The organism is Lysobacter brunescens, from assembly GCF_042677005.1.
Classification (GTDB): domain Bacteria; phylum Pseudomonadota; class Gammaproteobacteria; order Xanthomonadales; family Xanthomonadaceae; genus Lysobacter_I; species Lysobacter_I brunescens.
Window position 1 is genome coordinate 460,631 of record NZ_JBHTIF010000001.1, and the last position, 25,433, is coordinate 486,063.

The following is a 25,433-nucleotide window of genomic DNA, read 5'->3' on the forward strand; positions in this document are numbered from 1 at the left end:
CTGTAGAGCGCGATCAGTAGATCTCGATCTCGTTGACGCGTGCGTGGATGGTCTGGTTGTTCGGGCCGGAGATGGCGAGGATCCGCATGCGGAAAGTCTGCACCGGGGTGATCCGGTGGGTGAGATGCAGCGCGGTGTTGCCGCGGATGCTGGCGGCCTTCGCCCAGGCGGTGCCGGTCCAGTATTCGACGTCGTAATCGCGGATCGGGAAACCTTCGCTGGTGTACAGCTCGATCCGCGAGAAAGTGACCATGCGGCCCCACTGCAGTTCGACCCACTGCGGCATCGATACGCCGTTGTTGTTCGACCAGCTGTCGAAGCCGCCGAGCGTCGTGCTGTTGCTGCCGTCGTTCACGCGCGCCGGGGCGTAGCAGTCGATGGTGCCGGGCGTCCTGCAATACGTGGTGGACGCCACCGCGAGCGCTTCGCGGGCGAGGTTCACCGGCGGCGGTGTGCCGACCTGGATGGTGCGCGCGGTGCTGCGGCCATCGCCGAAGCGGCGACCGTGCGCATCACGCCATGCGGTGAGCTGGATGGGCTTTGCGCCGGGCTGGTTCCACATGTGCGCGGCCACCACCGGCTGCCACGACGGCGGCGCGGCCGGGCCGCTGTGGTTGCTGGTCGTGCCGTCGCCCCAGTTCATCGTGTAGTCAACGTTGTCGGTGTACGGCCAGCACGGGCGCATGCGCAGGTTGTACGCGGCCGTGGTGCCGGTGCCGGCGAACGACGGGCCATCGATCATCGGCGTCAGCGCGCTGGAGCCGCCACTGAGCAGGTCCCAGAAACCGATGTACCACTGCTTCGATTTCCACAGCGTCTTCTTCCACGGCCGGGTGAAGAAGGTGTCGGCCTTCGCGGTGATCGCCACCTGCCAGTCCAGCCCGAAGGTCAGCGCCCGCACGGTTTCGTAGTTGCCGTTCTGGTCGGCGTCGCCGCAGGTGTTGCCGTAGTAGCCCCAGAGGTCGCCGTGCAGGTAGCCGCGCACGCCGACCTGGGCGTAGGCCACGGCATCGTGGTAGAGGAAGCCGCGCACCGCGAGGTCGGCGTACAGCGAAGGCTGGATGCGCCCGGCCACGCCGGCACCGAATGGGTTATCGATGTTCTGCACGGTGTTCTGGATGTCGTTGTAGCCGGTGCAGCCGTTGGCCGTGCAGATGTAGTCGAAGCTGCCGGTGATGCGATGGCCGCCGCGATACTGCAGTTGCCCGGTCACGTTGGCCTTGATCTCCACGCCGATGACGATCGGCAGGTTGAAGCCGATGTAGACCGGCAGCGGGCCGGCCATGAACGCGACGCCGCCGAGGAAGGGCTTGGCGACTTCATGCTCGAACGGGCTGGGGTTCGCGTAGCTGATCGATCCGTTCAAGGTCAGCGTGCTTTCCAGCGACACGCTGCCGACCGTGCGCACGTGTTCGAAGCGAACGCCGTACGGCACGCACAGGAACCACACCTTCGCGCGCTTCACCCGGAGCTTCATCTCGCCGTTGGCGTCGAGGTTGCCGCCGCCATCGACCTGCAGCGTGCCGGTGAAGCCGCCGCCCATGGGCTGCGAGGTCGAGAAGTTCGGCGTGTACTGCAGGCGCTTGTTGCGGGTGATGAAGGTGTCGGCGCAGCCGCGCGCGGTCGCCATCTCCAGGTCCTGCTCGGCATACGCGATCAGGGCCTTGGTCGGTTCGCCCAGTTCCAGCGAGCGCTGGATTTCGTCGACGATCGGCGCGTTGAGCGTGAAGACCACGTTCTCGCCCTTGGGCACCGACGCCAGCTCCTCGATCAACTGGTCGCGGATCAGCTCCGGGATGGGCGCCAGGGCCACGCCCTTCTCGCCTTCGATCTGGTAGATCTCGGACTGGATGAGCCGGCCCGAGTCGTCGGTGGCGCTGAACGGCACGCGCTTCCAGCCGCCGTCGGTGCTGCCGTCGTCGGGGTCCAGGGTGACCAGGGCGGGCTTGGCGATGCGGCCCGAGGTCTGGGCGTGGGCCGCCGTCACCAGGGAGAGCGCGAGCGCGACGCCGAACAGGGCGCGCGCGAACAGGCCCCGTCGCAAGGACGAGTCCCTCTGTGCAGGTTGGTTCATGGTGCAAGTCCTTTGGGAGATGGTGCGGGTCTGCCCGATCGATCCCGTCACCGGCGTTCGGCGACGCTCCGCGCCGCCCATCGGGCCAGGGCATCTTTCCCAATCGAATCAGTAATTTGTGCGCAGAATCCGGATTTCTGCCCGGTTTGTGCCCGGCATCGCGCGGGGATGAACCGGGCAGATCGCGCTGCGTGCCGCGTCCCTGGCGCCTGCAAGGAAGGGCCTTCGCACCCTGCGCGGACTCAGCGCAGGGGCAAGCGCCTGCAGCAGGTACGGATGTCCTCGGCGCCCTTCGCCGGATCGACCTCGCGGGCCACCGATCCCGCCGTGTACTCATACCCATTGCGGGTGAAGCTGCCGCTGATCTCCACGTATTTGATCTCGCCGGGCCGGATCTCGACTTCGAAACCGAGGTCGGGCCAGCCGGTGTCCATGGACCAGTCGACGACGATGCGATGGCGACCCGGCGGCAGGTCCATCTCGGCGTAGGTCTTCTGTTTCGGACGGAACATCAGCCGGTCGTTGACCATCACCTTCGGGGTGCGCAAGGTCGGATAGGCGTTGATGCGATAGACCACGAGGGTCGAGACGGCATCGACGGTGGTCATCACGGTCGTCTCCGCGTCCTGCGGCAGAGCGGGCGACGCAGGTGCCTCCTGCGCATGCGCGACGCCCAGCGCCAGCGCGATGGCCACGCCATGAACCCAGCACAGGCCGATCGAGCCCCTCTGCTTCATCGCGCCCCCAGGCATCCGGACGTACCGGATCCAGCGACCTCGGCCAGGCTTACGGCGCTGCGGCCTGCAGCTGCACGCCATCGGCAAGGATGCGGTATTCCTCGGCCGCCACGGCCAGCCCCTTGCCGTCTTCTTCCAGATGCTTCGCCTGCGCCGGCGTCAGCGCCTTGCGCGAGAGCACGCCGTGCACCTGCGCGCGGCCGCTGCTGTCCTTCGGGATCGCGAAGGCGTGGTCGCCGAACATCACCCGCGCGCTGCGGCCCTCGTCCTCCAGGATCATCCAGCACCCCTTCGCCTGGCAGACCTGGGTGATGCGTCCACTGAACAGGCCCGGCTTGCCCGCATGCGCGTCGAAGTCAGCGATCGCCTTCGAGACCGGCGTCGCCGTGCCGGCCGGCACCGGTTTGCCGTAGGCCCCGGGCTCTCCTGCATGCGCCAGGGCAAACAGCGACACCAGCGGGATCGTCAACAGGGCAAGGGACGTACGCATGCAGGGGCTCCGGTCGGATTCGGGACGGTCACGATAGCGCAGGCGGGCGGAGGCGGCGAGAGTGCCACCCGGCGGTCACGCCCTGCGCTTTCCGTGTCTGTGCAAGGCGTGATCCAGTGCGCAGGGATCGCGGCGCTTGCCCTGTGTCGACTGGCGCGGCGATTCCACGTGCCGCACCGCGAGCCATCGATCATCCGTCTTTACCCGGATCGTGAAATCGTACGCATGCCTCGTCTGCGGCTGCCCATCGATCTCGAAGGACCGGCGAACGGCATAGGTCGCGATGGCCATGTCGGAGGTCGGGAAAAACACACCAGCTCGATCCATGGTTACTCGATGTTCCTCCGGTGATAGAGTCGACGTGTCTCGTCGCTGCAGCCGTTGATGTCCGCCGGAACAGCCGCACGCATCACGCAGTCGTGGAAGGTCTTGAGCATCGGCTCGCGATCGCACGATGCCGCCATGGCCGTGAAGATCTGGACGCTCTCCGAACCGCTACCGTCGAGGTCAGTGGCGAAACGTCCGAGGCGTGCATACGTCTTGCGGCACTGCGCCTCGCTGACTACCGCCCTCCCGGAGGGCGCAAAGACAAAATAGACAGCCGTCGCCAGCGAGAGGATCGCGGCAAGCTTGAATCCGCGGATCACCCATGTTTTCGCTGCCGAGGCGCGAAAGGCGCCGACGAACAGCGACATCGCGTAGAACACGATCGCCAGGCCCGCCGGCACCGCTGAATCGTAGCGGAAATGCAGGCCCTGGCTGCGCCGCCCGGGAATGTAGACGTCGTTGAACATGGCGCCGAACACGCCGTAAGCCAGCAGCGCACAGATCAGGATCACCGGCAGGAGGGTCGCGGAGCGTCGATGTTTCATCGTCGGAATCGGATCAGGACGAACTGCATTGTAAGAGCAGGACGGCACAGCGCATGGGAGGGACTCGGGCCGGGCTTGCGTCCAGGGAATCGGTCGCATGCTATGGTGCGCGCGACCTCGCCATTCCGGACAGCGGAGCCAGCGCATGACGAAGATCCACACCCGAATTCTCGCGGCCATGCTGATGCTTGCGAGCACGCTGGCGACCGCGGCCGAGCCCGCCAGCTTGCCCGAACCGGAAGGCTATCTCGCGCTGCAGCGGGAAAGCAGCCGGCTATTCCTCGCGAAGGACCATGCCGGTCTCGATGCGCGCATGGCGCACTACACCACGCAGCGCACGCGCAGCAGCAGCGGACGCTGGGCCAGCGGGATCTTCGCGGAGAACGTGCTGCATGGTCTCGGCACGCCGATGGCCAGCCACCCCGAATCCCTCGCGTGGTGGCAGCGCCTGGAACGACAGGTGCAGGGATGGATCGATTCGAGCCCGGACTCGCCGTTGGCACACCTGACCATGGCGCAGGTGATGATGGACCATGCGTGGCATATCCGCGGCGGTGGCTATGCGTCCAGCGTGCCGGCCTCGGCCTGGAAACCGTTCCGCGAAGAGATGGCGCGCGCCCGGCGCCATCTGCTGAAGCATTCGAAGGTCGCGTCGCGATATCCCGAGTACTACGCGCTGCTGATCCAGCAGGAAACCGCGCTCGGCAGCGAACGCAAGGCCGTCGATGCGATCTACGACGAAGCGACCCGCCGGTTCCCGGACTACTACCCTGTCTACTTCGCCATGGCGACCTACCTGCTGCCGAAATGGCATGGCGACATCGACGCCGTCGAAGCATTCGCGCGCGATGCCGTCCAGCGCTCCCGGAAGACCGAGGGACAGGGCATGTACGCGCGGATCTACTGGGTCGTCGCACAGTCGCAGTTCAGAGACGCGCTGTTCGAGGCATCGAGCGTCCACTGGGCGCACATGCGTTCGGGGTTCGATGACGTGATCAAGCGCTACCCCGACCAGTGGAACATCCAGAACTACGCGCACTTCGCCTGCCTCGCCCGCGATCATGCAACGTTCCGCAAGCTGTCGCCCCGGATCAGGACGGCGATTCCATCCGGGATCTGGACATCGCCGAACACGCTTGCCGCGTGCCGCACGTCGGCCAAGGCGCCCTGACCGACGTCAGGGATGAGCACGACGCGTACGGATCGCGTCAGAACACCAGCCGCCCATGGCTGGCCTCGATGCCCCCGGCCCACTGCGGCTCCACCGCCAGCAGCGAAGCGGACACATCGGTGCAACTGCCGAAGTTGAACACGGCGACTTCAGAGCCGCGCACGACGACGTGACCGTTGTCGGCCCAGAGGCGGAAGTCGCGAAGGTACGGCGGCGGATTGCCCAGCACGCTGTAGTTGCCGAAGCACACGCGCAGCAGGCGTTGCTGCGGGAAGCGCGCCAGCAGCGTGCGATCTGCGGTGGCCGCCGCCAGCTTCCGCGCCTGCCACGACACCGCGTTCGACCAGGGCAGCGCGCCCAAGCGGATGTAGTAGCCACCGACCGGCTTCTGCGGCCTGGCCGCCCCGTTGATCACGATCTTCTTGCCCGACACCAGGAAACAGCCCCCGGGCGCATGTCCTGCCGCCATGGCAGGCGTGCCGGTCGAGATCACCACGCCGTCAGCCTCGACACTAATGGGATAACCCCCCGGCTCTGCGGCATCCACCATCTCGCGGCAGATCAGATAGTTCGCCGCTTCCGCCAATGTGGCAATCACCGCCGTCCGCTGCGTCTCCAGGCGCCACACGCCCCACCCGCAGTGGTTGTAGCGATCGTTGACCGGCGACGGCGGCACGCAGGCGGTGGCCTGCACCGAACTGACCGCGCCGCGTTCGCCCACGTCGGGCACCGACTGCGCACGCGCCGTCGTGCATGCCATGGACGCCAGCGCAGCGAACATGCCCGCGACCACGATGGTGTTGTGATGGATCATGTCTGCTCCTGTTCCTGTCCTGGAAGCCCGGCATCGAAACCGGGACGTGTCGCGCCCGTGCGCCTCGTACCGATGCGTTGTAACCCGTGGCCGGGACGCGATCAATCGATGCGTCGAATGGCGCCCGATGCAGTACCGGTCTCAGGCCGGCACGATGCCGATGCGATGCCGGGTCACATCGGACGCTGTCGCGTCAGCGCTTTCGCCACAACCCGCTTCGACTTCAGCGCACCGAACGCAGGCGGCACTGGAAGCGCCATGCGGACATGCCTTTCCTTGCTGTTCGCTTCTTGCCACTGGCGGACTTGAGCCCGCCCTGCGGCACCTGGATGGTCCGCATGGCGGGCCTCATAGATTGAGCAGCAGGACCCGATCCGCGAAAGCGTCCAGCTTGCCTACGACTTCGAGCGGCTTCGACGTGCCTTCACGAAACTCCTTTGCCGCGACCACGGTCAGCAGCTTGCCTCGAATGTACAGAACGGCAGTGGCACGGACTTCCTCGACCCGATACACCTTGCCTTCGATCGTCTGCTGGTTCGCCACGGTCGCCAGGAGCCGCATCGAACGCTCATCGGAGCGATAGATCTTCGGCGCCTGCGTGCGCAGATCCTCGACCTTGATCATGTCGACGCCATGCTCGGTCAATGCATCGTTGATGCGCGCCTCGTTGCGCTTCAGCAAGGGCGCAAGATCGACGTCCCCCAATGCGGACGACACCTCGGAACGGAAATCGTTCCAACCCTTCCTGTCCGTCTGCTTCGCTGCATATGCCTTCATCACGAAGATCTCATAGTGCTCGTGCGGCGATATCTCATGGACAGGCATGTCGATGTCGTACCGATGCAGATGGAAATCCAGCAATTCCGCCGAGGGCGGCACGACACGTTCGAACAGGCTTCGATAAACATCGGGCAATCCATCCAGGTCGCGATATTCCTTCAGCAGTGGAATCGTCATTTCCACTTCGCCGATCCGCACACGGCGCGTCGTGTCTTCGCTCGCGGGCGGCGCCATCTCGACACTGGGCTTCCTGATCTTGTCGGCATCGTCCTGAAGCGTCGCGGCGCCCGGTCCGGCTGCATCGTGACGCTGCGGTTCCGCGCGCGCGGCGGACATCGTCCCGAAACAGACGATGGCGAAAAACAGACTTCTCCACATGAGCGCGTTCCCCGGCTGATCGATGTCGATGATTCCGGGCATTATCCGCCATCTAGGGAAGAGACGCCCGATTGAAGCTTTTGCGCCCTGCACACTGCGACACCGACAAGACAGCGGGGCGCACCCCATGAACAATCAGCGCCTGCAGGCGCATGCGGCACGACGCATCAACGATGCGGGCACAGCGAAGGTTCCGGCATCGACATGCGGTCTTGCGGCGCCGCACACCAACCCGGCTTGCCTGCAGTGACGAGCGGCATTCACGGCAATACCTGTGGTCTCAATCCGCGATACCCCATCGAGCGATGATGGCAGCTGGCGATTCACCGTGCCTAGGCTGTATCGCTGGCAACCCAAGGCGATCCGCCCTCTCGATCCCTGCACGCAACGCAACGCAACGCGACGGCGCCGGATGCGCCATCGGGTCGCTGCACAGCGCGCATCACCCTCCTTCAACGCTCAGGACGACAACCACATGACAACGACGCATCATGGCCGCAGTTCCGCTCTCCATTCCGTCGCTTCCCGAAGGCTGTTCATCGCAGCCGCGCTGATGACCTCGCTCACCGCTTCCGGGCTGGCCTCTGCCGCAGGCTGGAGCGCAGGCCCCGCCATGACCAACGCACGCGCCGGCACCGGCTCGGTGACGCTGGCCGACGGCAGGGTCATGCTGGTGGGCGGCGCCGATGCGAAACGTTCGGCTTTCGCCTTCTACACCGCGGATATCTACAACCCGACCACCCAGGCTTGGACCCAGAGCAGCTACAGCAACGCCCCCCACTATCTGCCCGGCATCGCGCTGCTGCAGAACGGCAAGGTGCTGATCGCCGGTGGGCTGGGCAGTTCCGGCATCCAGTCGACAGCCGAGATCTATGCGCCGGCCAGCAACACATGGACGATCGCCTCGCCGCTCAATCAGCAACGCTATGCGCTCACGCTGACGACGCTGCAGAACGGTCATGTGCTGGCGGTCGGCGGCGTGATCACCAATGGCACGCCGCAGGCCACCGTCGAGCGTTACAACCCGGCCACGAACACATGGACGCTGGTCGCCCCGCTCACCACCGCGCGCCGCGACCACACGGCAACGCTGCTCGGCAACGGCAAGGTGCTGGTGACCGGTGGCGAAGGCGTGGGCTGGGTCAAGGTCCCCGGTGCCGAGATCTACGACCCGACCACCAACACCTGGAGCCCGGCAGGCAGTCTCGCGAATGTCCGCATGTTTCATACCGCGACCGCACTCGCCAATGGCGACGTGCTGGTGGCGGGCGGCCTGGGCGACAACGGTCCGACCGCAAGCACGGAGCGCTATTCGGTCGCGACCAACACCTGGAGCAGCGCCGGCACGCTGTCGATGGCGCGCCAGCAACACGCGGCGATCGCCATGCCCAGCGGCAAGGTGCTGATCGCCGGCGGCTGGCCTGCCACCACCACTACGACCGAACTCTACGACCCGACCACAAGCACCTGGTCCGTCGCGGGCAACCTGGCCCAGGGGCGCAACCTGGTGGGCGCCGGTCTCGCCGGCAACGGCAAGGCCGTCATCGCAGGCGGCAGCACATCGACCAGCGTCAAACTGTCGAGCAGCGAGCTCTATACCGAGTAATCCCCATCGGGCGATCACAACGCGCTGTGCAGGGCGGTCCGCGTCCTGCACGGCGTCCACACCTCGGGCACAAATCTGGCGCGCGAACACCCCACGCCCGATCACATCTCACGCGACTTCGCCATCCGGCGGCGCCAGACGATCATCGACTCATGACGCGTCGCGCATGCAAAGCGCAACAGTCATAGGCCCTGCGGCCTTGCGATGCCAAGACGGGATCGCAAGGCCGATGCGGACTCAGCCCGGATATTTCGGGAATTTCTCGTTCGGGTGCTTCGCCTTCCATTCGCGATGGGAGACGGTGCCTTCCCATGCGGTGAACGAACGCGGCGGCCGGCCGCGACCCGACCAGGTTTCGCCGGTGTGCGGCAGCCAGTATTTCGGCTGGACTTCCGCCTTGGCGGCAGCCTGCCTGGGCTGCTTCGGGGCCTGGGTTTTCGGTGCGACCAGCGCCGCGATCTCGGCGCGCTGCTTCGCGTCGAAGGTCGCGCCGAACTGTCCGAGCAGTTCGATCACGGTCGAAAACGCGCTCGCTGCCTGCTCCTTGCGCAGTTCTTCTTCCTGTTTTTCGAGCTGGCGCAGTTCCTCGGCCAGTTTGGCCTTGGCAGAAGCGATGGTGTCGAGCGTGGGCTTCATTTTCAAAACCTCTGTTGCGGTGATCCCAAAGTATAGCCTTGCGGCCTTTCGGGATGCGCTCCCTCCTCAGGGGGGACGGCCGAGCACGGTGTCCCGCAGGGGTAAAAAAGGGACCTGCTTCTCGATAATGCCCCGATGCCGCCTTTTGCCTTGTCTTGGCGGGGTATCAGCCGAAGGCGTCATGCGCTGCGACCCGTTGCCGTTGGCAAGCCGACAAAAGAGAGGACATGAGGCTTCGCGAATCCACCTTTCAGCCACTGCTCGCATTGTTGTCTCCGGCAAAACCGCCCATTCTTCCGAGATGGATGCAGCCGATCTGCACGTCCCCACATACTTGCCCCGACACATGACGAGCAGGGACGCATGGTGATGAAAGACGCAAATCGCTTCTTGCTATCGGTCCCTGAGCATCATTTGGCAGCCAGGAAGGCACGAAAGAAAACCAGGGGCTGGCAATGTCCCGGCATTTGCATCTTTCTCGCCATTTCCGCCATCTCCGCGACCGGCTGCGCGAAATCACCATCACTGCTTGCGACACCGCCTGCGCCCTCGCTCGCCGCAGGCGATGCAAAGCTGGATCTGCCCGCATCGACACCATTCGCTGGCGTTTGGACATCCTGCAAGGGCACCGACGCTGCAGAGCAGTGCAGCCGCTACCTGCTGTTGCAGCGCGGGAAACGCATCTGCGGTACCTGGTCTTATTTCGCTTCGGGCGACAGCTACGAGGGCCGTGTCATCGCCGAAGTGATGTCCCCTCTGGAAGCGCGACGCAGACGGGTATGCGGCCGACCCGGCAGCGAGACCCGCACAGAATGCGACACCGGCTGGGAGGCCATCGATCGCCCCTTGCGCCTGTGCAGCGGCAAGCTCGACGATCTGGATGGAAACGATGGCTGCGGCTTTGCCGATTACGAGCGTGCAGAAGATAAAGGTCGTTCGTTACAGGAACTCGCCTCCCAACCGTGGGTACAGGCTTGTCTTTCACACAAGGAAGCGCGTCTGTAGGGCGGACTCAAGCCGGCCATTGCATCGGGCAGTATCCGCAGACAGTCGAAGATACATCACGGAGACATGCCGCTTCTGCATCTCGCAGTGTCTCCTCGGCGGGCTTGTGCCCGCCCTACAGTGCTACAGAAAGGTTTCAACGCGCCGTGCAGATGACAAACCGGAAGCATCAACCGTCGAAGGGGCCGCTGCCGCTGCCATTGCCGCCACCACTGCCGCCGCCGCCCGTCGTACGTTTGCTGATGTACAGGATGGCGCCATCCTGGCATTGGTACAGGTAGTCGTTGTCCGTGGCGTCGAACAGGATGCAATCACCATGGTCTGGATCAAAAATGATGAAAGGCACCGCATTCGCCGAAGGGATGACGAACACCGCTAGAAAACCGAGAGTAGCGCTCAGCAATTTCATTCTCTTCTTCATGAATCTTCTCCTTAAGAGTCTTCGGAAAGGAAAATGCAAAATCTGGAGAGGCTCGCACGTCCGTACGCGGCTTCGGCGCATACATCGTCTAGATAACACAGCCTGCTGGGCAATGCAAAACAACGCCTATGCGCCGCAAAACCTTCGCTCACCGATCTGTCGCGTCATCAACCGGATCCGAAGCCTTGCTGCTTTGCGGCAAAGGCTATCGTCCGACGGGTCATTGAAATTCCGATGTGCCGTCAGGCCACAAGGCTGGATGTTTGCCCATCGGTTCAAACCATCCGACATGACGCCATGGACGCCGCGCGCGGCACGCCATTGGAACGACAACGGGATACAGCACACAGTACCGTTTCCGTCGCCGCCTTTGCTTTTCGTCGTGCGCATAAGCCGAAGGCGTCATGCGCCGTGATGCGTTGCCGATCGCGAGGTTCCCGAAGAGGGTGCATGACGCTTCTCTTATGCACCATACAACGGCTATAACGCCTTACGGCCTTATGCTTTACTATTTTTTGACAACAGGATTCATGATGGGAAACCAAAGAGAAATTCGACAGACATTTCCGGAGGTTCGCCTTGGTGTTGCTATCGAAATTCGGAATGGCGCTCTGCCTGCGGTCAAGAGCATTCTGAATCGATACAAGCCGAGCAACTTTTACACGTCGATTCTCCCAGCCGGGATTCGCGACATCATGGCGAATCTCGACTTCGGAAACACGATACTCGAGCCGTCGCTTTTTGCGAGATTGACCATACAGAGCGGAGGCAAGATGTGGTGCGGATACGACGAATTCCGCGGCCACATCGCCGAGCTCGCCCCACACCTGCACAATGCCACATTCTTCGTTAGGGACGACCATGGAGACATCGACGAATTCAGAATCATTGACGGGATGTTGCTTTTTTGCCACGTGTGTTCCGATTGCTGCCTACTTCTGGATGATTTCCTGATCGATAGATTCCCTGGCATTGTGTTTCCGCCAGAGTGAATGGTAGTGCGTTGCCTATTCTCGCAGTGTTCAAACGCAGCGAACCGCGAGTCGGCATCGGCCCATCGACGGATCCACACCAGCGCAAAGTAGCCGTCGACCATGGGTGGCCTACCCGATGCCCGGGCGCAGACAATGACTGCGCCCGGAATAAACTTACGCCGCCTCACCCTCCAGCGGCACCAGCCGGTCGTCGGCGTCGTATCGCAGGCCGCAGACCATCGCGGCCATGCCGCGCAGGGCGGCTTGGGGGCTGACGCCGGTGGTTTCGCACAGGGCGATGAACTGCGGGGGACTTCGACGAGCAGGACGTTGGGCGGCTTGAGCATGACGGCATTCCTTGATTCGCCCGACGCCCACCGTGGGCGCCGTTGGCGAGTCAGACACGCATCGCGCGCAGGCGCGTCAAGGTTTGCACCGCAACTCGCACCGACCTTGACGCGCCGAGCACGGCGCGAGGCTGGGACGACAACGGGGCACACCTCACGATACCGTGTCCGTCCATGTGATTGCCGCAGGGCGGAACCGCCGAAGGCGATTCCGCCTTTGCATCAGTCTCCGTAGTGGGGCCGTGGCGGCTGGGGCATGAAGCGGTGGAATCCGCTGCGCGGGTTCCACCCTGCGGATTGCGTTTTACGGCCTTTGTACAATTTTGACATCAGAGAAGGTGCATGACGCTTCGCTCATGCACCCTGCGACTGCGCATATGCCTGACGGCCTCGCGGTGCTGCAACGCCCGGCAGTCTCGGCGCACACATGAGACCACCGAGCGTCGTCGCGAAGCAGTCACTGCAACTGCAGGCTGACCTGGTCGTTGAGGGCGGAGGCGTCGAACTGGTTCACGCCGATGCGCACTCGCAATTCGGTCTGGGCAAGCTCGGCGGGCACGTTCAGTTGCAGCCGCAGCGGCTTGGTCGGGGTCTCGGGATCCAGAGCCGTGCCCAGCGGCCAGAGCGAGGGCAGGTAGGCACAACTCAGCGCATACGCAGGTGCGGGTGAACAGACCCAGCCATCGCTGGCGATCATCTGCGGCACCAGGGCGTCGGTCGTCTCGATCAGGGCGATGATGCCGCTCGCCACCCCGCGTCCGCTGGTATTGGCAGCATGGATCAAAGCGCCGCGCAGCTCGACCTCATGGAGACGAACGCCCGAGGGCGACTCGTTGCGCGCGATGTGCTGCAGCCGTGCGCGGACGTCGAGCGGCGCGAGGCCGGCGAAGCGGCGCTGGAACGCATGCGTGTAGGACTGCGCCGGAACGACGGATTGCCAGGCCACCTGGGTGTCGCCATCGGCGTCCATCGCCACGTCGGGATAGTCGGTTCGCGCCCCTCCCTGCGAGCTGGGCCGCTCCGGCCCGAGCGGGGTGCCGTTGGCATGGAAGTGGCGGACATAGATATGGCTATCGGCACGTCGCCACACTGCTGCGAAATCGCCGGTCTGGCGCGCCATGGCGACATTCGGATGCGCAGGCTCGTCCTTCGGATAGGGCTCGCGTGCGGCGAGGAGGAACTCGCTGCCTGCGAGAACGCCGCTGGGGAGCAGGCGCTGGCCGACGATGCGCAGCCCCATCGTGCGATGGTATTGCCGCCAGACGACGACGGCGTTGCCTGCGGCGTCCATGGCCAGGTCCGGCCTCGGCACGGTCGCAGGCGCAAGGCTGTTCACCCGTGCGATCGCGCCGAACGTGCCATTCGCGAATCGTCGGCGCATCCACACCTCTTCCATCGCGCCGTTGCGATCCTCGCTCCACACCGCCAGCGTATTGCCGGCGTCGTCCATGGCCAGCCGAGGCCAGGTCAACTGCGTGGAGGAAGTGCCGCTGGCGACCAATTGCGGGACGCCGAGCGACAGGCCGTTGGCGTCGAACCCGGCCAGGTACAGCGCGCGTTGCCCGCTACCGGGATAACTGAGCCAGGCGATGCTGTGGCTGCCGTCGCTGCGCATGGCGACCTGTGCGCTGCCTGCTTCGGGCGTGCCGGGCGGGTCGACGCGCTGTTCCATCATCAGCGGCTGACCATGGCGGTTGAAGCTGCGCCGGAACACGTGGGGCATGCCGCCCAGCCAGGGCTCCATCTGCGTCCAGACCACGGTGAACGCGCCGTCGGCGCTCATCGCGACCTGCGGATAGGCATACGAACCGACGATCGCGGTGTTGTTGACCTGGATCGGCTCGCCGTAGGGCAGACCCGCAGCATCATGTCGCTGCAGGCGCAGATGCGCGCTCGTGCCACGCCGATCGAGCCACACCGTGACCGAGCGTCCTTCGGCGTCCATCGCGCTCGCCACCTGCTCCTGGCGGGCCGTACCCGCCAAGGGGTCGACGGCATGCGCATCGAACACCGCAGCGCCGGCGGTGTTCGTCGCGTAGGCAGGACTTGCGAGGGCCGTGCCCAGGCATGCCAGCAGGCAGAGCGAGCGCAGGCCGGCAAATCCGTGCCGATACGAGCGCGGCATCGCGCCTGGAAATTCTTGAAGTCGTTGCATATGAACCTTCCTGTGGTTGGGTGTTGTTGAGCCACCGACGGCAGCCCACACCAGAATCAGGAAAGGACATCGAACGAACAATTCCGGAGATGTCAGGCGCGCACCTGACAATCTGTCAGCCGCGATCGGACGCGTGTCGCGCGCAGGCGCACCTCACGCGGCTTCACCCTCCAGCGGCACCAGGCGGTCATCGGCGTCGTATCGCAGACCGCAGATCATCGCGGCCATGCCGCGCAGGGCGGCTTGGGGGCTGACGCCGGTGGTTTCGCACAGGGCGATGAACTGCGGGGGGCTTCGACGAGCAGGATGTTGGGCGGCTTGAGCATGACGGCATTCCTTGATTCGCCCGACGCCCACCGTGGGCGCCGTTGGCGAGTCAACGGCTTACGGTGCGGAAGAGACCAACGCGTCGACAGGCAGTTCACGAAAGCGCACGGATGCCAGCTTCATTTCAGGCTGGGTCGTCTTGCCAACGAAGAGCACCAGCGCGCGCGTCTCCGGGGTAGTGATTTCGCCGGCGAGCATTCGATCCAGTTCGGGATGATCGAACGTCGCCATCATGCGAATACGGCGGCCATGCGTGACCACCTCGATGTCTTCGATGTCCCAGGAATAGCCCCAGAACAGCTGACCGGGATAACGTGAATCGCGCAGGGCGGGAAGGATCTCGGCCAGGTGCCGATATCGGCCCCGCGCATCGCGACGGTAGACGATGACGCTGCCGCCATCCTCATAACCGGACGAAACGATGCGCAGCGCAGGATCGGCAACGAGCTTCCATTCGTAGCAGTAGGCACCATCGGCAGCCTCGGCAGCACAATGCGCCTGCGCCTCCGGCACTGCGACCATGTTGAGCTTCTTCGCCTGGGCAGGCAATGCCGCAAGCACAAGGACACACATGGCAAGCGCTGCAATTCTCGTCATTTGTTCTTCACCTTGAATTTCACCGGCTTCGACATCTTTGAACACTGCGCCGAGAGCCATCTCATCTTACCGAGCTGATCGGCCGAAAAGACCCGGGCGCGGGAGCGTCCCGCGCCCGGCAAAGCTTACGCCGCTTCACCCTCCAACGGCACCAGCCGATCGTCGGCGTCATATCGCAGGCCGCAGATCATCGCGGCCATGCCGCGCAGGGCGGCCTGGGGGCTGACGCCGGTGGTTTCGCACAGGGCGATGAACTGCGGTGGGACTTCGACGAGCAGGACGTTGGGCAGCTTGAGCATGACGGCATTCCTTGATTCGCCCGACGCCCACCGTGGGCGCCGTTGGCGAGTCAGACACGCATCGCGCGCAGGCGCGTCAAGGTTTGCACCGCAACTCGCCCCGACCTTGACGCGCCGAGCACGGTGCGACCCTAGGACGGCAACGGGGGGCACACCTCACGATACCGCTTCCGTGCATGTAATTGCCGCAGGGCGGAACCGCCGAAGGCGATTCCGCCTTTGCATCAGTCGCCGTAGTCTGGCCGTGAGCATGAAAAGGTGGAATCCGCTGCGCGGGTTCCACCCTACGGATTACGCCTTACGGCCTTTCGGTTGAAGTTCATCACGTGTGAGTGCAATGGCGTCAATTCGTATGAGTCGGTGACACGTATTGTCGAGAAAACACAGGGCCCCATGTAGCGAGCATCAAGTAGTTTCAGGTCCGAGGATTGCTCGGCGAAGGATGTTTCCTCGACCAACGCCATACCAATTCTGGTGCTGGCTTCCGACGATCACAAAAACCATTGCGGCGCTGTTGCGAGGGCTATGGATTGCCTGCCACTGTTCAAGGTCCAAGCGCGACGGAGTTGGCTGCATCTCCGGGTGCGTGTGCCACTCTCCAACATAGTCAAGGGTGCCACCACTGGAGAGCCACCGTTTCATCGCAAATTGTTGATGGGCAAGCGCCTTTCGATAAAAATGAGTTCGCCCTCGGCTATCTGCTGAAGAAGGTGTCGAGGCCAAGGCGACATGAAGATGTCTGCCTCGCCGATACCCGAGAAGAATTCCTCCAGCCTCCGGCTTGTGTGGTGCGTCCTGCCGAAACTTCTGCATCACGGAGAGTACGCCGCCTTCGATGAGCAATAGCCCATCCGCCGCAAATGGGTGTGGTCCGATTATGGCCTCTTGCATGCAGGACAATCTGAAAGTGGGGACAGATCCTGATTCCTGATCTTCCTTGCTTGGCTGCTTTCGACCATCCGTGTGCGAAATCGAGGCGAAGGGTCGCCCTTCATCCAATCAATAACGTTGTCGATTGCGAGCGCTGCTGCGGACATGGGTGCGGAAACCGCAAATGGCGTAAATGCCTGACAGCCAAGAATGCGGACTTCTTTGGGCGCCGGCATGATGTCGAACCGTGGCGTTCGAGGAGGATCATTCCGGCGCAAGCACCGATAGCAAGCGAATTTCTGCGCGTCTTGCCAGAGGCTTTGGACGCATTCCCCGTTGCCGGTCACCCAGACGTGCAGCAATGGGGGACGGTCTGTCGCCGCAAGTTGCTGGCGGTGGTAGTTCATAGCTTCGCTGAGCGCTTCTTCACCTGTCGCATCGATGATCAGGTCCCCAGACAAATCGGCGGGCAACAACGCATCGCGCTCCTGCTTGGTGACGTGTGCCTGCGGGAACTGCGCGGTCAATGTCTGCTCCAAAGCCTGCACCTTGGGCATCAAAAAGCTCTCGAAGCCAAGCAGGTGTCGACCAATGTTCTCTGCGCCTAGCCTATCGGAGTCGATCAACACCAGTTCCCCTGTCCCGGATCCCGCGCCGAGCTTGACCAGTGCTTGCGCTAGGTAGCTACCGATTGCTCCGCAACCGACGAGGACAATCTTGCGGTCCTTCAGATTGGGGAAGGTCAAGTTTCTGCTGTGGACAAAATCAGTACCAAATTCCGTCACCGACACGCGCTCGATAGGGCGAGTGCTCCCTCGTCCGTGTAGGCTTTGGCGCATGAGATTGGGCTTTCGAGCGAATACCTTCCGCTTCGATTCGTCCAATGAAAGCCCGAAGCCGAACCACCCAGCAGGGCTCTTGACTAAAAACACAACCTTCGGCTGGGCAAGATATTCCCGTTGACCTAGCACTGCTTGGATTGCGCCGTATGCGCGACGATCCCAAGCCTTGATCCAGGCAAACATTTCACCCACTGAACACGGAAGTCCGGTCGTCGCCAGGGTGGGCATGCAATCGCTACGGATAATCCAGCATGTGGCTGCTGCTGGCGCTGGAGGTGACCAGCCGCGGGTCTGGCATAACTGGGCCGCTTCTTCGTCCCGACCCACGACCGCAGCAAGTCGGGCGTCGCTTGGGCCTATGAGGAATGCATTGGCTCGCTTGGCGTCGGGCGAGAGTGAGCCAAGAAAGACATTCCATGGGAGCGGAAATTGGCCCACACTCCAGTTGGCACCGAACTCGGTCTGAAACTCGCCTTGTCGATACTGAGGATCGGTCGACAAGCGATCAAGTTCTTGACTTGCCCGGTCGAGACAGTGCGCAATGGCGTGCTCAGGATGATAGCGATCCAATACGAGCGACCCTTGGGCGAGGTAGCAGAATCCGCCAATCGCATTCACGTGTGGAAGCAACGCTGGGACGTCGGCAGGTGCTTCGAGCAGCTGAATCGACGGGTAGTCGACGAAGTCCCAGTCTTCGATTTCGAGACGAATCCGAACCGACCCATTGCGGTATGGCAACGGTCCTTCGAACCGACGCTTAAGTCCCTTGCGGGGCAGATCGATGAAGCCGCGTCCACGCAGGAGCCGCAAAGCAGCGCCCAGGCCGGTATCGCCGATGCCTGCTCCCATTCCTCAGCCGGCCTTGGTCGCTTGCACGAGTGGGGGCGCGACTGCAGCAGCGGGTGTACTGCGGACCTCTGCGCCGGAGTCTGGCTGCACCAGATCGCGGTTATTCGAGATGCGGGGGCCGAACTGGATGCGCATGTTGTCCAGCGCTGCCTGCATCAAGCCTGGCCCGTAGTGACGGCTAGCGTAAATCTGCCGGGCCAAGGTCTCGGCGAGACCTGAGGCGTGCTTTCGATCCGCAGCCGACATGCGGTTGAAGTCCTCTTCGCCATTATCGATGCCGCGCTCGCGCACGTCTTGGTTCAGTTCACGAGCAAGGTGGTTGGCAGCACGTTCCAGTGCGAGATCGTCCCGACGGAACTCCGATTGGAAGTTGCGGGCGACAATGATCATTAGGAGTACGGAGCTTGGGCCACCGCCATCTCGCCAGTGGTGATCGCGCCATGCCTTGAGGTAACGACACACCCGTCGCAACTGCTCGCCATGTTCTTCGATGCGATCGTCGAACCATTTCGCGACCATCTCGGGATCAGACGGCACCCATTTTCCGTCGCGTGTAGCCAAGTGGATGTCTTCCATCAACTCCCAAAATTGCTCTGGCATTTCCCCAAAGTCGGCGCTTTCATCCAACGTCATGCTTTCGCGATAGTAATGCGCGTTGGCAGAAGCCATGGTCACAGCCTTTTCTGCGACTTCGCGAAATTTGTCCTCTGGGGCGGCGTAAAGTGGGATATCAATGTGCGCCCAGTCGGTGATCTTGACGCGCACGCAACGTAGATTACTCCGATCCAGTTTCCACCCTTGTTCGCCGCAGAGCTGGTCGAGTGCCTGCTCAACAAGATCGAAGTATAGCTTGGCCATCGCCGGAGGCGGAGCCTGATCTGCCCAGACTGTCACCGGCAGATAGACGCCGAAGTCCCAATCCATCTCTTGTGGGGGTAGGTGCGCGCCTTGTACGCAAGTCCGGTACGCCCAAGAACCTTGGGTACGAAAACGGGGATCTACCATTCGATCCATGCCAAGAATCTTGGTCGTCGCCGCACGAATCGAGATGCGTAGGCGGTCACGAATAGTGTTCTTAGCTTGCACCAATGTTCTGCGTTGGCCTTCCGTCGGTACGATCACCTCGTCGAAGCTATCCGGACTGCCGGCGTTGAGGAACAACTTATGCAGCGTGAGCATTTGTATTCGACCCAGAGTTTTGCGCATTGGCGCCGTAGTAGAAGACCGGCGGAGCCGGGAAGTGATTGAGCAATTCGCGGAATGAGGCGTCTCCCAAGCACCATTTTGCCTTTTCTGCGCCCGAACCCAGCAATACCTCTTGAGCTGCTGAATCTGTTTTATCCAAGGCGACTGCGCGTGCGCGCTCGTCGGTCAACTCTTCATCGACATGATGATACTGACCATCAAGCAGCCGATGTCGAAGAAGGTGATGAACCAACGACTCTTGCGCGGAAATCGCGATGCCGAAGAGACGCTTTGGCGTCGCCGCTGGATTCCAGCCGCCCCAATCGATCGTTCCCCCAGACCGATTTCGTCTAGGGTCGACGGTGAAGCGCGAGGACATCGTGCCAATGGCTACGACATGCAGTTGTTCGCGCGAACGGCCGAAGAAGTGTTGAGCTTCATGGACCGCAAGCACGCCGGGCGCATTGGCGAACAAGCCGCCATCGACGTATTGGCGATGATCAAAGATATGTCGCGGGAAGTACCCTGGTGCTGCACTGGTTGCCAAGGCAACATCGACTAGCCGGTAGCGCCAGTCCCGCAAAAAGTCGCGATGGTGGGGCGTCTTGAACAGCACTGGGTGGCCCGTGCTGTAATTGATGCTCGGCACCAACACGGGGTGCTTACAGGCTTCTAGGGCCCTGTCACCGAAGATGTCTTCTGCAGACAGCAAGTCTCGCAGAGCAACTTGGCTGTATGGGGCGCGCAAGATTCCCTTCAAGGACCAGCGCGGTCGGAAGATATCCGAGCCGTGCCGCTCAAACAGACGGACCATGCGTTCGGCCGGAATCTCCAAGGACAGAGCCAGCGCAAGAATGCCGCCGATAGAAGTCCCGGCCAGCAGATCGAAACGTGTCGCGATCGGTGCGCCAATATGTTGTTCGAGATCAGCAATGATCTTGGCGGTAAACAGGCCGCGATACCCGCCTCCGGACAGCGCCAGGATCTGGAACTTGGATGGGGCCGCTGCAGACCCCTCGGTGTGTTGGGAGTCGGCATTCCCCTGCATGGAATCGTGCATTAGGCCCCCTGAGGCCGCTGGCTGTTCTTATGGTCTCCCGTTTGCGTCTCAGTTGCTGCGACGGCCTAACGAGCCCTGTGTTCAATTGAATTGGGGTGGACATCACATCTTCAAGGGGGCTTTGGGACTGACGGCGGACCACTATGCAGGCATCAGCGCGCTGCACTGCAACACGCGTCTTCGTGTAACCGCACTGAATCGAAGCAGGCACGGAATCACGGATGGCACCGCTCGGCTTTCGGAAAAGTCTTACCTGAGGCCGCGTGCTTCCGTGATAGGCATCTGATCACTCGGTTTCACGGTTTTTTCGACAAGACATCCATGTCTTGCCTTACGGGTTACGAGTTCACGCAACCTGCTCTAGGTCGCCCCACATCTCGGCAATGTATGCAAGTTCCGCATTAATAATTGCCTGCAAGCCCGGTCGCACAGTTTTTTTCTCAACAAAGAGCCTGCTTCTCTCGACATCAAGCACGCCAAAGATCATTCCCTCTGACCTTGGAAGAGAGAGACCCATTACTCCCGTGATGACGTCTGCACTCTCGGGAGTCAATTCATCCTTCTTGAAATACAGTTTGATAACGTAAACAGTGCCACTTCTTTCCAAACCCACTTCAGGATTTACGGAAATGGCATGATCACGGTATTGGTAAGTTGACTGAGGAGGGGCTACCCAGCCAAATTTCTTCTTGCCCATCCATCGCTTATAGCCCGGAATCAGCAACGCATATCGAGCACGCTTCTTGCGGTCGCTCAATGTAAACATTAGCGAGTCCAGCCCTTCAATTCCCGCATCGCCCTTGTGCAAGGCGACAACAGCAGATCTTATCCGCTTGTAAAAATCTTTTTGGGGGCTGTATGGCTCACGACCTTTTTCAAGAACATCCTTGATTTTTGATGCTTTTTTAGCAAAAGACTGCGTAGCGATTTCGGAGAAATCAGTTAGTTGTAGCTTCATGCGTTTTCCTCATTTTTGCAAAGCACCTACCGCTCCCACTGAAAAAGCGGGGAGCAGTTTGCAAATGCGAGGACTACTGCTTGTGCTCGTTGCCGGCAACATGGTAACTTCCGCTAGCAGTAAGTGATCCCAACCACGCACCTGCACGCTCGACTTGGTGCTGATCAATCGAGCTTTCCGAAACGGCACGAGTTCGCACCTCGTGCCGTTTCCTTTTCTGGACTTTATACGCCTCTTCTTTGTGGATTGGCGATGAAACAAGCTGTGGATAAATCAGCAGATCACCCACACTTCGAATACCCACAATTCAGACAAGTCGCGCACCCATCCATGATCACGACGGCCTTGGTGCTGCACTTGTGGCACATGGTGGCGGAGGGCGGGAAGGACACGCCCTCGCCGGTGACGGCGATGTCTTCCTGGTGCGGGGCGCCGTCGGCCTGGGGGGCGGCGCTCACATCACTGTTTTTTTTTGAGCGGTTCTCTTCGTAGGCGCGGCGCTTCTCGGCGATGAGGGCGCGCTGGTGCTCGCTCATTTCGGGGTCGTGCATCAGGCCGATGGTCTTGAGGTGGTCTTCGACGATCATGCCCAGTTCGGCGACGAGGGACGGCATGTAGACGCCGCCGGCCTTGTAGTAGCCGCCCTTGGGGTCGAACACGGCCTTCATTTCCTCGACGAGGAAGGTGACGTCGCCGCCCTTGCGGAACACGGCGGACATGATGCGCGTCAGCGCGACGATCCACTGGAAATGCTCCATCGATTTGGAGTTGATGAAGATCTCGAAGGGGCGGCGCTGTTCGTGCTCGCTGCCGGCGTTGAGCACGATGTCGTTGATCGTCACATACATGGCGTGTTCGACCAGCGGGGACTTGATCTTGTAGGTGCTGCCGATCAGCACGTCGGGGCGCTCGATGCGCTCGTGCATCTGGATGACGTCGGCCACGGGCAATTCGGCCTCGATGGCGGCGCGCGGGACCGACGCGGCCTGGGCGGCCTCCTTCGCCTTGTCTTCCGGCTTGAGGACGGCGTAACCCTTGATTTTCTTGTCGATCTTGACGGCCATGAGACGTGTTTCCGGATGCGTGTGATGTGGTGTCGGGTGCGGACGGGAGCCGGGCTCCGGTCCAGCCCGCTCCCCTGGGCGGGGAGCGGGTGGTGCGATGCGTTACTTCTTCGCGGCCTTGCGGGCGGCCTTCTTCGGGGCGGCCTTCTTGGCGACTTTCTTCACGGCCTTCTTGGCCGGTGCCCTCTTGGCCGCAGCTTTCTTTGCCGGGGCCTTCTTCGCGGCGGCCTTCTTCGCCGGGGCCTTGGCGGCCTTCTTCGGGGCAGCCTTCTTCACGGCTTTCTTGGCGGGGGCGGCTTTCTTGGCAGCCTTCTTGGCCGCCTTCTTCGCCGGCTTGCCGGAGACCTTGGCCTTCACCGTTTCGACGGCGGCGGCGGCCTTGGCCTTGGCTTCGCCAACGACCTTGCCGGCCTGCTTGCGTGCCTTGGTGGCGGCCTTCTTCGCCTTGCCGACGGCCTTGGTGACGGCCTTGCCGGCGCGGGTGTTGGCGGCGGCTTCGCCGACTTCCTTCGCTTTGTCGGCCACTGCTTCGGCGGCGTCGGAAATCGCGTCCGTAATCACATTGCCATTGCTCATGGTGGTTCCTCGTCAGGGACAACGGGCGGGGTGCCCGTCAATGAAAATGTAGCGCGATCTTTGGTGCGTGGCGCGGGTCGGCGAGCGAAGGACGACGGACGGAAAGTCTTGCGGGACTGCCCCCCTCACCCTGCCCTCTCCCCCGCTGGCGGGGGAGAGGGTTCGAGCGGGTGCGGCGGGTCAGAACTTGCCGTAGTAGCCTTCTTTCAGCGCGTCGAAGAGGTTGGCGGCGGTGTGCATTTCGCCGTCGTATTCGATCTCTTCGTTGCCCTTCACTTCGATGTAGCTGCCGTCTTCCAGCTCGAAGCGGTACAGGGTGTTCTCCAGGTCCGTTTCCTTGACCAGCACGCCCTGGAAGGCGGCGGGGTTGAAGCGGAAGGTGGTGCAGCCCTTGAGGCCCTGCTGGTAGGCGTAGCGGTAGATGTCCTTGAAGTCTTCGTACGGGTAATCCGTCGGGACGTTCGCGGTCTTGGAGATGGAGCTGTCCACCCACTTCTGCGCGGCGGCCTGGACGTCGACGTGTTCCTTCGGGCTGATGTCGTCGGCGGAGATGAAGTAGTCCGGCAGCTTGGCGGCGGGGTCGTCGCTGAACGGCATGGCCTTCGGGTTGACCAGTTCGCGGTAGGCGAGCAGCTCGAAGCTGTAGACGTCGACCTTTTCCTTGGTCTTCTTGCCTTCGCGGATGACGTTGCGGCTGTAGTGGTGGGCGAAGCTGGGCTCGATGCCGTTGGAGGCGTTGTTGGCCAGCGACAGCGAGATGGTGCCGGTGGGCGCGATCGAGCTGTGGTGGGTGAAGCGCGCGCCGGTTTCGGCGAGCTGCTCGACCAGTTCCGGCGCGACGCTGGCGATGCGCTGCATGTAGCGGCTGTAGCGGGCGTGCAGCACCTTGCCTGGGATCTCCTGGCCGACCTTCCAGCCGTCCTTCGCCATTTCCGGGCGCTTGCGCAGCATCTCGGCGGTGACGGTGAAGCGCTCTTCCATGATCGGGGCGGGGCCCTTCTCCTGGGCGAGCGACAGGCCCATTTCCCAGCCGGCGACGGCCATGTCGCGGGCGATGCGGTCGGTGAAGTCCAGCGAATCCTTCGCGCCGTACTTCATGCCGAGCATGGTCATGGTGCTGCCCAGGCCGAGGAAGCCCATGCCGTGGCGGCGCTTGCGCATGATCTCGGCGCGCTGCTGTTCCAGCGGCAGGCCGTTCACTTCGACCACGTTGTCGAGCATGCGCGTGAACACGCGCACGACTTCCTTGTATTCCTCCCAGTCGAACGTGGCCTGGTCGGTGAAGGCGTTGCGGACGAAGTTGGTGAGGTTGACCGAACCCAGCAGGCAGGCGCCGTACGGGGGCAGCGGCTGCTCGCCGCAGGGGTTGGTGGCGCGAATGGTCTCGCACCACCAGTTGTTGTTCATCTCGTTGACCTTGTCGATCAGGATGAAGCCCGGCTCGGCGTAGTCGTACGTCGAGACCATGATCATGTCCCACAGGTGACGGGCGCGGATGTGGCCGTAGATCTTGCAGGCCACCATGCCGTCGTCGCGGGTGATGTAGTTGCGGGTGGTCGGCCAGTCGCGCCAGACGACCTGCTCGGCGCTGGTCACGTCGATGTCGCCGACTTCCTTCTCGTTGATCGGGAACACCAGCGGCCAGTCGGCGTCGGTCTCGACGGCCTGCATGAAGCCGTCGGTGATCAGCAGCGACAGGTTGAACTGGCGCAGGCGGCCGTCCTCGCGCTTGGCGCGGATGAAGTCCTTCACGTCGGGGTGCGAGACATCGAACGTGCCCATCTGCGCGCCGCGACGGCCACCGGCCGAGGACACGGTGAAGCACATCTTGTCGTAGATATCCATGAAGGACATCGGGCCGGACGTGTAGGCGCCGGCGCCGGCGACGAAGGCGCCACGCGGACGCAGCGTGCTGAATTCGTAACCGATGCCGCAGCCGGCCTTGAGGGTCAGGCCCGCTTCGTGGACCTTCTCCAGGATGCCGTCCATCGAGTCGGTGATGGTGCCCGACACGGTGCAGTTGATGGTCGAGGTGGCCGGCTTGTGCTCCAGGGCACCGGCGTTCGAGGTGATGCGGCCGGCCGGGATCGCGCCGCGACGCAGCGCCCACAGGAAGCGGTCGTACCAGTACTTCTGCTTCTCGGCGGTGGGCTCGGCATCGGCCAGGGCCCGGGCGACGCGCTGGTAGGTGCCGTCGATGTCGGCATCGACCGCCTCGCCCTGCTTCGTCTTGAGGCGGTACTTCTTGTCCCAGATGTCCCAGGACGCCGGCTGCATCGGGATTTCGGCTGCGGCGGCTGCCTTGGCGACGGCCTCAAGACGCACTGTGCTCATCCAATTGTTTCC

At 62.7% G+C, this 25,433-nt stretch carries 24 protein-coding genes; 4 read left to right on the top strand and 20 right to left on the bottom strand.

Features of this window, described 5'->3' with window-relative positions:
• Window positions 1–13: 13 nt before the first annotated feature.
• The 5 genes from ACFQ0E_RS02015 to ACFQ0E_RS02035 all read right to left on the bottom strand — a co-directional run bounded on the left by ACFQ0E_RS02015 (window position 14) and on the right by ACFQ0E_RS02035 (window position 4,173).
• Window positions 14–2,074, bottom strand: coding sequence for a hypothetical protein (locus ACFQ0E_RS02015; RefSeq protein WP_386822030.1), 2,061 nt, complete (start codon window positions 2,072–2,074; stop codon window positions 14–16).
• Between the two features lie 242 nt (window positions 2,075–2,316).
• A complete protein-coding gene (locus tag ACFQ0E_RS02020; RefSeq protein ID WP_386822031.1) occupies window positions 2,317–2,811 on the bottom strand; it encodes a DUF2846 domain-containing protein in 495 nt (164 codons plus the stop codon).
• Between the two features lie 49 nt (window positions 2,812–2,860).
• Window positions 2,861–3,301: a DUF4920 domain-containing protein gene (locus ACFQ0E_RS02025; RefSeq protein ID WP_386822032.1), complete on the bottom strand. Its 441-nt coding sequence runs from the start codon at window positions 3,299–3,301 to the stop codon at window positions 2,861–2,863.
• Window positions 3,302–3,376: 75 nt separating this feature from the next.
• On the bottom strand, window positions 3,377–3,592 hold the full coding sequence (locus tag ACFQ0E_RS02030; RefSeq protein ID WP_386822033.1) for a hypothetical protein: 216 nt from the start codon (window positions 3,590–3,592) through the stop codon (window positions 3,377–3,379).
• Between the two features lie 38 nt (window positions 3,593–3,630).
• Complete coding sequence (locus ACFQ0E_RS02035; RefSeq protein WP_386822034.1) at window positions 3,631–4,173, bottom strand: hypothetical protein; 543 nt, start codon at window positions 4,171–4,173, stop codon at window positions 3,631–3,633.
• 145 nt (window positions 4,174–4,318) lie between these two features.
• On the opposite strand from ACFQ0E_RS02035, the gene ACFQ0E_RS02040 reads away from it, so the two are divergent.
• Window positions 4,319–5,344 (top strand): tetratricopeptide repeat protein, encoded by a 1,026-nt coding sequence (locus ACFQ0E_RS02040; RefSeq protein ID WP_386822035.1) that lies wholly within the window; start codon window positions 4,319–4,321, stop codon window positions 5,342–5,344.
• Window positions 5,345–5,381: 37 nt separating this feature from the next.
• On the opposite strand, the gene ACFQ0E_RS02045 is transcribed toward ACFQ0E_RS02040, so the two are convergent.
• Both ACFQ0E_RS02045 and ACFQ0E_RS02050 read right to left on the bottom strand, forming a co-directional pair.
• Window positions 5,382–6,158, bottom strand: coding sequence for a hypothetical protein (locus tag ACFQ0E_RS02045; protein WP_386822036.1), 777 nt, complete (start codon window positions 6,156–6,158; stop codon window positions 5,382–5,384).
• A 348-nt stretch (window positions 6,159–6,506) separates the two neighbouring features.
• Complete coding sequence (locus tag ACFQ0E_RS02050; protein ID WP_386822037.1) at window positions 6,507–7,358, bottom strand: hypothetical protein; 852 nt, start codon at window positions 7,356–7,358, stop codon at window positions 6,507–6,509.
• Window positions 7,359–7,869: 511 nt separating this feature from the next.
• On the opposite strand from ACFQ0E_RS02050, the gene ACFQ0E_RS02055 reads away from it, so the two are divergent.
• On the top strand, window positions 7,870–8,922 hold the full coding sequence (locus ACFQ0E_RS02055; protein WP_386822038.1) for a Kelch repeat-containing protein: 1,053 nt from the start codon (window positions 7,870–7,872) through the stop codon (window positions 8,920–8,922).
• Between the two features lie 237 nt (window positions 8,923–9,159).
• On the opposite strand, the gene ACFQ0E_RS02060 is transcribed toward ACFQ0E_RS02055, so the two are convergent.
• A complete protein-coding gene (locus ACFQ0E_RS02060) occupies window positions 9,160–9,558 on the bottom strand; it encodes an H-NS histone family protein (RefSeq protein ID WP_386822039.1) in 399 nt (132 codons plus the stop codon).
• Between the two features lie 369 nt (window positions 9,559–9,927).
• On the opposite strand from ACFQ0E_RS02060, the gene ACFQ0E_RS02065 reads away from it, so the two are divergent.
• Window positions 9,928–10,563: a hypothetical protein gene (locus ACFQ0E_RS02065; protein WP_386822040.1), complete on the top strand. Its 636-nt coding sequence runs from the start codon at window positions 9,928–9,930 to the stop codon at window positions 10,561–10,563.
• Between the two features lie 169 nt (window positions 10,564–10,732).
• Here the strand turns inward: ACFQ0E_RS02065 and ACFQ0E_RS02070 are convergent, their stop codons facing one another.
• Window positions 10,733–10,984, bottom strand: a complete 252-nt coding sequence (locus ACFQ0E_RS02070; protein WP_386822041.1) for a hypothetical protein — start codon at window positions 10,982–10,984, stop codon at window positions 10,733–10,735.
• A gap of 404 nt (window positions 10,985–11,388) precedes the next feature.
• Between ACFQ0E_RS02070 and ACFQ0E_RS02075 the strand changes: the two genes are divergently transcribed.
• A complete protein-coding gene (locus tag ACFQ0E_RS02075) occupies window positions 11,389–11,976 on the top strand; it encodes a hypothetical protein (protein WP_386822042.1) in 588 nt (195 codons plus the stop codon).
• A 786-nt stretch (window positions 11,977–12,762) separates the two neighbouring features.
• Here the strand turns inward: ACFQ0E_RS02075 and ACFQ0E_RS02080 are convergent.
• From ACFQ0E_RS02080 to ACFQ0E_RS02130, 11 genes are all read right to left on the bottom strand, one after another.
• A complete protein-coding gene (locus ACFQ0E_RS02080; protein ID WP_386822043.1) occupies window positions 12,763–14,460 on the bottom strand; it encodes a hypothetical protein in 1,698 nt (565 codons plus the stop codon).
• Window positions 14,461–14,844: 384 nt separating this feature from the next.
• Window positions 14,845–15,444: a hypothetical protein gene (locus tag ACFQ0E_RS02085; RefSeq protein ID WP_386822044.1), complete on the bottom strand. Its 600-nt coding sequence runs from the start codon at window positions 15,442–15,444 to the stop codon at window positions 14,845–14,847.
• Window positions 15,445–15,509: 65 nt separating this feature from the next.
• Window positions 15,510–15,683, bottom strand: a complete 174-nt coding sequence (locus tag ACFQ0E_RS02090) for a hypothetical protein (RefSeq protein ID WP_386822045.1) — start codon at window positions 15,681–15,683, stop codon at window positions 15,510–15,512.
• Between the two features lie 405 nt (window positions 15,684–16,088).
• Window positions 16,089–16,574, bottom strand: coding sequence for a Mov34/MPN/PAD-1 family protein (locus ACFQ0E_RS02095; protein ID WP_386822046.1), 486 nt, complete (start codon window positions 16,572–16,574; stop codon window positions 16,089–16,091).
• Window positions 16,559–18,244 (bottom strand): ThiF family adenylyltransferase, encoded by a 1,686-nt coding sequence (locus tag ACFQ0E_RS02100; RefSeq protein ID WP_386822047.1) that lies wholly within the window; start codon window positions 18,242–18,244, stop codon window positions 16,559–16,561. The genes ACFQ0E_RS02095 and ACFQ0E_RS02100 overlap by 16 nt, the downstream gene beginning before the upstream one ends.
• A gap of 3 nt (window positions 18,245–18,247) precedes the next feature.
• Complete coding sequence (locus ACFQ0E_RS02105) at window positions 18,248–19,423, bottom strand: CBASS cGAMP synthase (protein ID WP_386822048.1); 1,176 nt, start codon at window positions 19,421–19,423, stop codon at window positions 18,248–18,250.
• Window positions 19,407–20,489, bottom strand: coding sequence for a CBASS cGAMP-activated phospholipase (locus ACFQ0E_RS02110; protein WP_386822049.1), 1,083 nt, complete (start codon window positions 20,487–20,489; stop codon window positions 19,407–19,409). Before ACFQ0E_RS02110 ends, ACFQ0E_RS02105 begins: the two co-directional genes overlap by 17 nt.
• 346 nt (window positions 20,490–20,835) lie before the next feature.
• On the bottom strand, window positions 20,836–21,447 hold the full coding sequence (locus ACFQ0E_RS02115) for a hypothetical protein (protein WP_386822050.1): 612 nt from the start codon (window positions 21,445–21,447) through the stop codon (window positions 20,836–20,838).
• Window positions 21,448–21,728: 281 nt separating this feature from the next.
• A complete protein-coding gene (locus tag ACFQ0E_RS02120) occupies window positions 21,729–22,511 on the bottom strand; it encodes a TSCPD domain-containing protein (protein WP_386822051.1) in 783 nt (260 codons plus the stop codon).
• A gap of 102 nt (window positions 22,512–22,613) precedes the next feature.
• The gene (locus tag ACFQ0E_RS02125) at window positions 22,614–23,087 is read right to left on the bottom strand and encodes a hypothetical protein (RefSeq protein WP_386822052.1); all 474 of its coding nucleotides are present in this window, start codon (window positions 23,085–23,087) and stop codon (window positions 22,614–22,616) included.
• Between the two features lie 180 nt (window positions 23,088–23,267).
• Window positions 23,268–25,421, bottom strand: coding sequence for an adenosylcobalamin-dependent ribonucleoside-diphosphate reductase (locus ACFQ0E_RS02130; RefSeq protein ID WP_386822053.1), 2,154 nt, complete (start codon window positions 25,419–25,421; stop codon window positions 23,268–23,270).
• Window positions 25,422–25,433: the final 12 nt, after the last annotated feature.

Bases quoted from the DNA above. Each gene is read 5' to 3' on its own strand.
- ACFQ0E_RS02085 (WP_386822044.1), bottom strand. From the start codon at position 15,444: ATGGCTCTCGGCGCAGTGTTCAAAGATGTCGAAGCCGGTGAAATTCAA.
- ACFQ0E_RS02020 (WP_386822031.1), bottom strand. From the start codon at position 2,811: ATGAAGCAGAGGGGCTCGATCGGCCTGTGCTGGGTTCATGGCGTGGCC.
- ACFQ0E_RS02055 (WP_386822038.1), top strand. From the start codon at position 7,870: ATGACCTCGCTCACCGCTTCCGGGCTGGCCTCTGCCGCAGGCTGGAGC.
- ACFQ0E_RS02125 (WP_386822052.1), bottom strand. From the start codon at position 23,087: ATGAGCAATGGCAATGTGATTACGGACGCGATTTCCGACGCCGCCGAA.
- ACFQ0E_RS02130 (WP_386822053.1), bottom strand. From the start codon at position 25,421: ATGAGCACAGTGCGTCTTGAGGCCGTCGCCAAGGCAGCCGCCGCAGCC.
- ACFQ0E_RS02090 (WP_386822045.1), bottom strand. From the start codon at position 15,683: ATGCTCAAGCTGCCCAACGTCCTGCTCGTCGAAGTCCCACCGCAGTTC.
- ACFQ0E_RS02060 (WP_386822039.1), bottom strand. From the start codon at position 9,558: ATGAAGCCCACGCTCGACACCATCGCTTCTGCCAAGGCCAAACTGGCC.
- ACFQ0E_RS02095 (WP_386822046.1), bottom strand. From the start codon at position 16,574: ATGCAAGAGGCCATAATCGGACCACACCCATTTGCGGCGGATGGGCTA.
- ACFQ0E_RS02100 (WP_386822047.1), bottom strand. From the start codon at position 18,244: ATGGGAGCAGGCATCGGCGATACCGGCCTGGGCGCTGCTTTGCGGCTC.
- ACFQ0E_RS02075 (WP_386822042.1), top strand. From the start codon at position 11,389: ATGCGCCGTGATGCGTTGCCGATCGCGAGGTTCCCGAAGAGGGTGCAT.
- ACFQ0E_RS02105 (WP_386822048.1), bottom strand. From the start codon at position 19,423: ATGCTCACGCTGCATAAGTTGTTCCTCAACGCCGGCAGTCCGGATAGC.
- ACFQ0E_RS02045 (WP_386822036.1), bottom strand. From the start codon at position 6,158: ATGATCCATCACAACACCATCGTGGTCGCGGGCATGTTCGCTGCGCTG.
- ACFQ0E_RS02070 (WP_386822041.1), bottom strand. From the start codon at position 10,984: ATGAAGAAGAGAATGAAATTGCTGAGCGCTACTCTCGGTTTTCTAGCG.
- ACFQ0E_RS02030 (WP_386822033.1), bottom strand. From the start codon at position 3,592: ATGGCCATCGCGACCTATGCCGTTCGCCGGTCCTTCGAGATCGATGGG.
- ACFQ0E_RS02025 (WP_386822032.1), bottom strand. From the start codon at position 3,301: ATGCGTACGTCCCTTGCCCTGTTGACGATCCCGCTGGTGTCGCTGTTT.
- ACFQ0E_RS02015 (WP_386822030.1), bottom strand. From the start codon at position 2,074: ATGAACCAACCTGCACAGAGGGACTCGTCCTTGCGACGGGGCCTGTTC.
- ACFQ0E_RS02035 (WP_386822034.1), bottom strand. From the start codon at position 4,173: ATGAAACATCGACGCTCCGCGACCCTCCTGCCGGTGATCCTGATCTGT.
- ACFQ0E_RS02050 (WP_386822037.1), bottom strand. From the start codon at position 7,358: ATGCCCGGAATCATCGACATCGATCAGCCGGGGAACGCGCTCATGTGG.
- ACFQ0E_RS02110 (WP_386822049.1), bottom strand. From the start codon at position 20,489: ATGCACGATTCCATGCAGGGGAATGCCGACTCCCAACACACCGAGGGG.
- ACFQ0E_RS02080 (WP_386822043.1), bottom strand. From the start codon at position 14,460: ATGCAACGACTTCAAGAATTTCCAGGCGCGATGCCGCGCTCGTATCGG.
- ACFQ0E_RS02065 (WP_386822040.1), top strand. From the start codon at position 9,928: ATGAAAGACGCAAATCGCTTCTTGCTATCGGTCCCTGAGCATCATTTG.
- ACFQ0E_RS02040 (WP_386822035.1), top strand. From the start codon at position 4,319: ATGACGAAGATCCACACCCGAATTCTCGCGGCCATGCTGATGCTTGCG.
- ACFQ0E_RS02115 (WP_386822050.1), bottom strand. From the start codon at position 21,447: ATGAAGCTACAACTAACTGATTTCTCCGAAATCGCTACGCAGTCTTTT.
- ACFQ0E_RS02120 (WP_386822051.1), bottom strand. From the start codon at position 22,511: ATGGCCGTCAAGATCGACAAGAAAATCAAGGGTTACGCCGTCCTCAAG.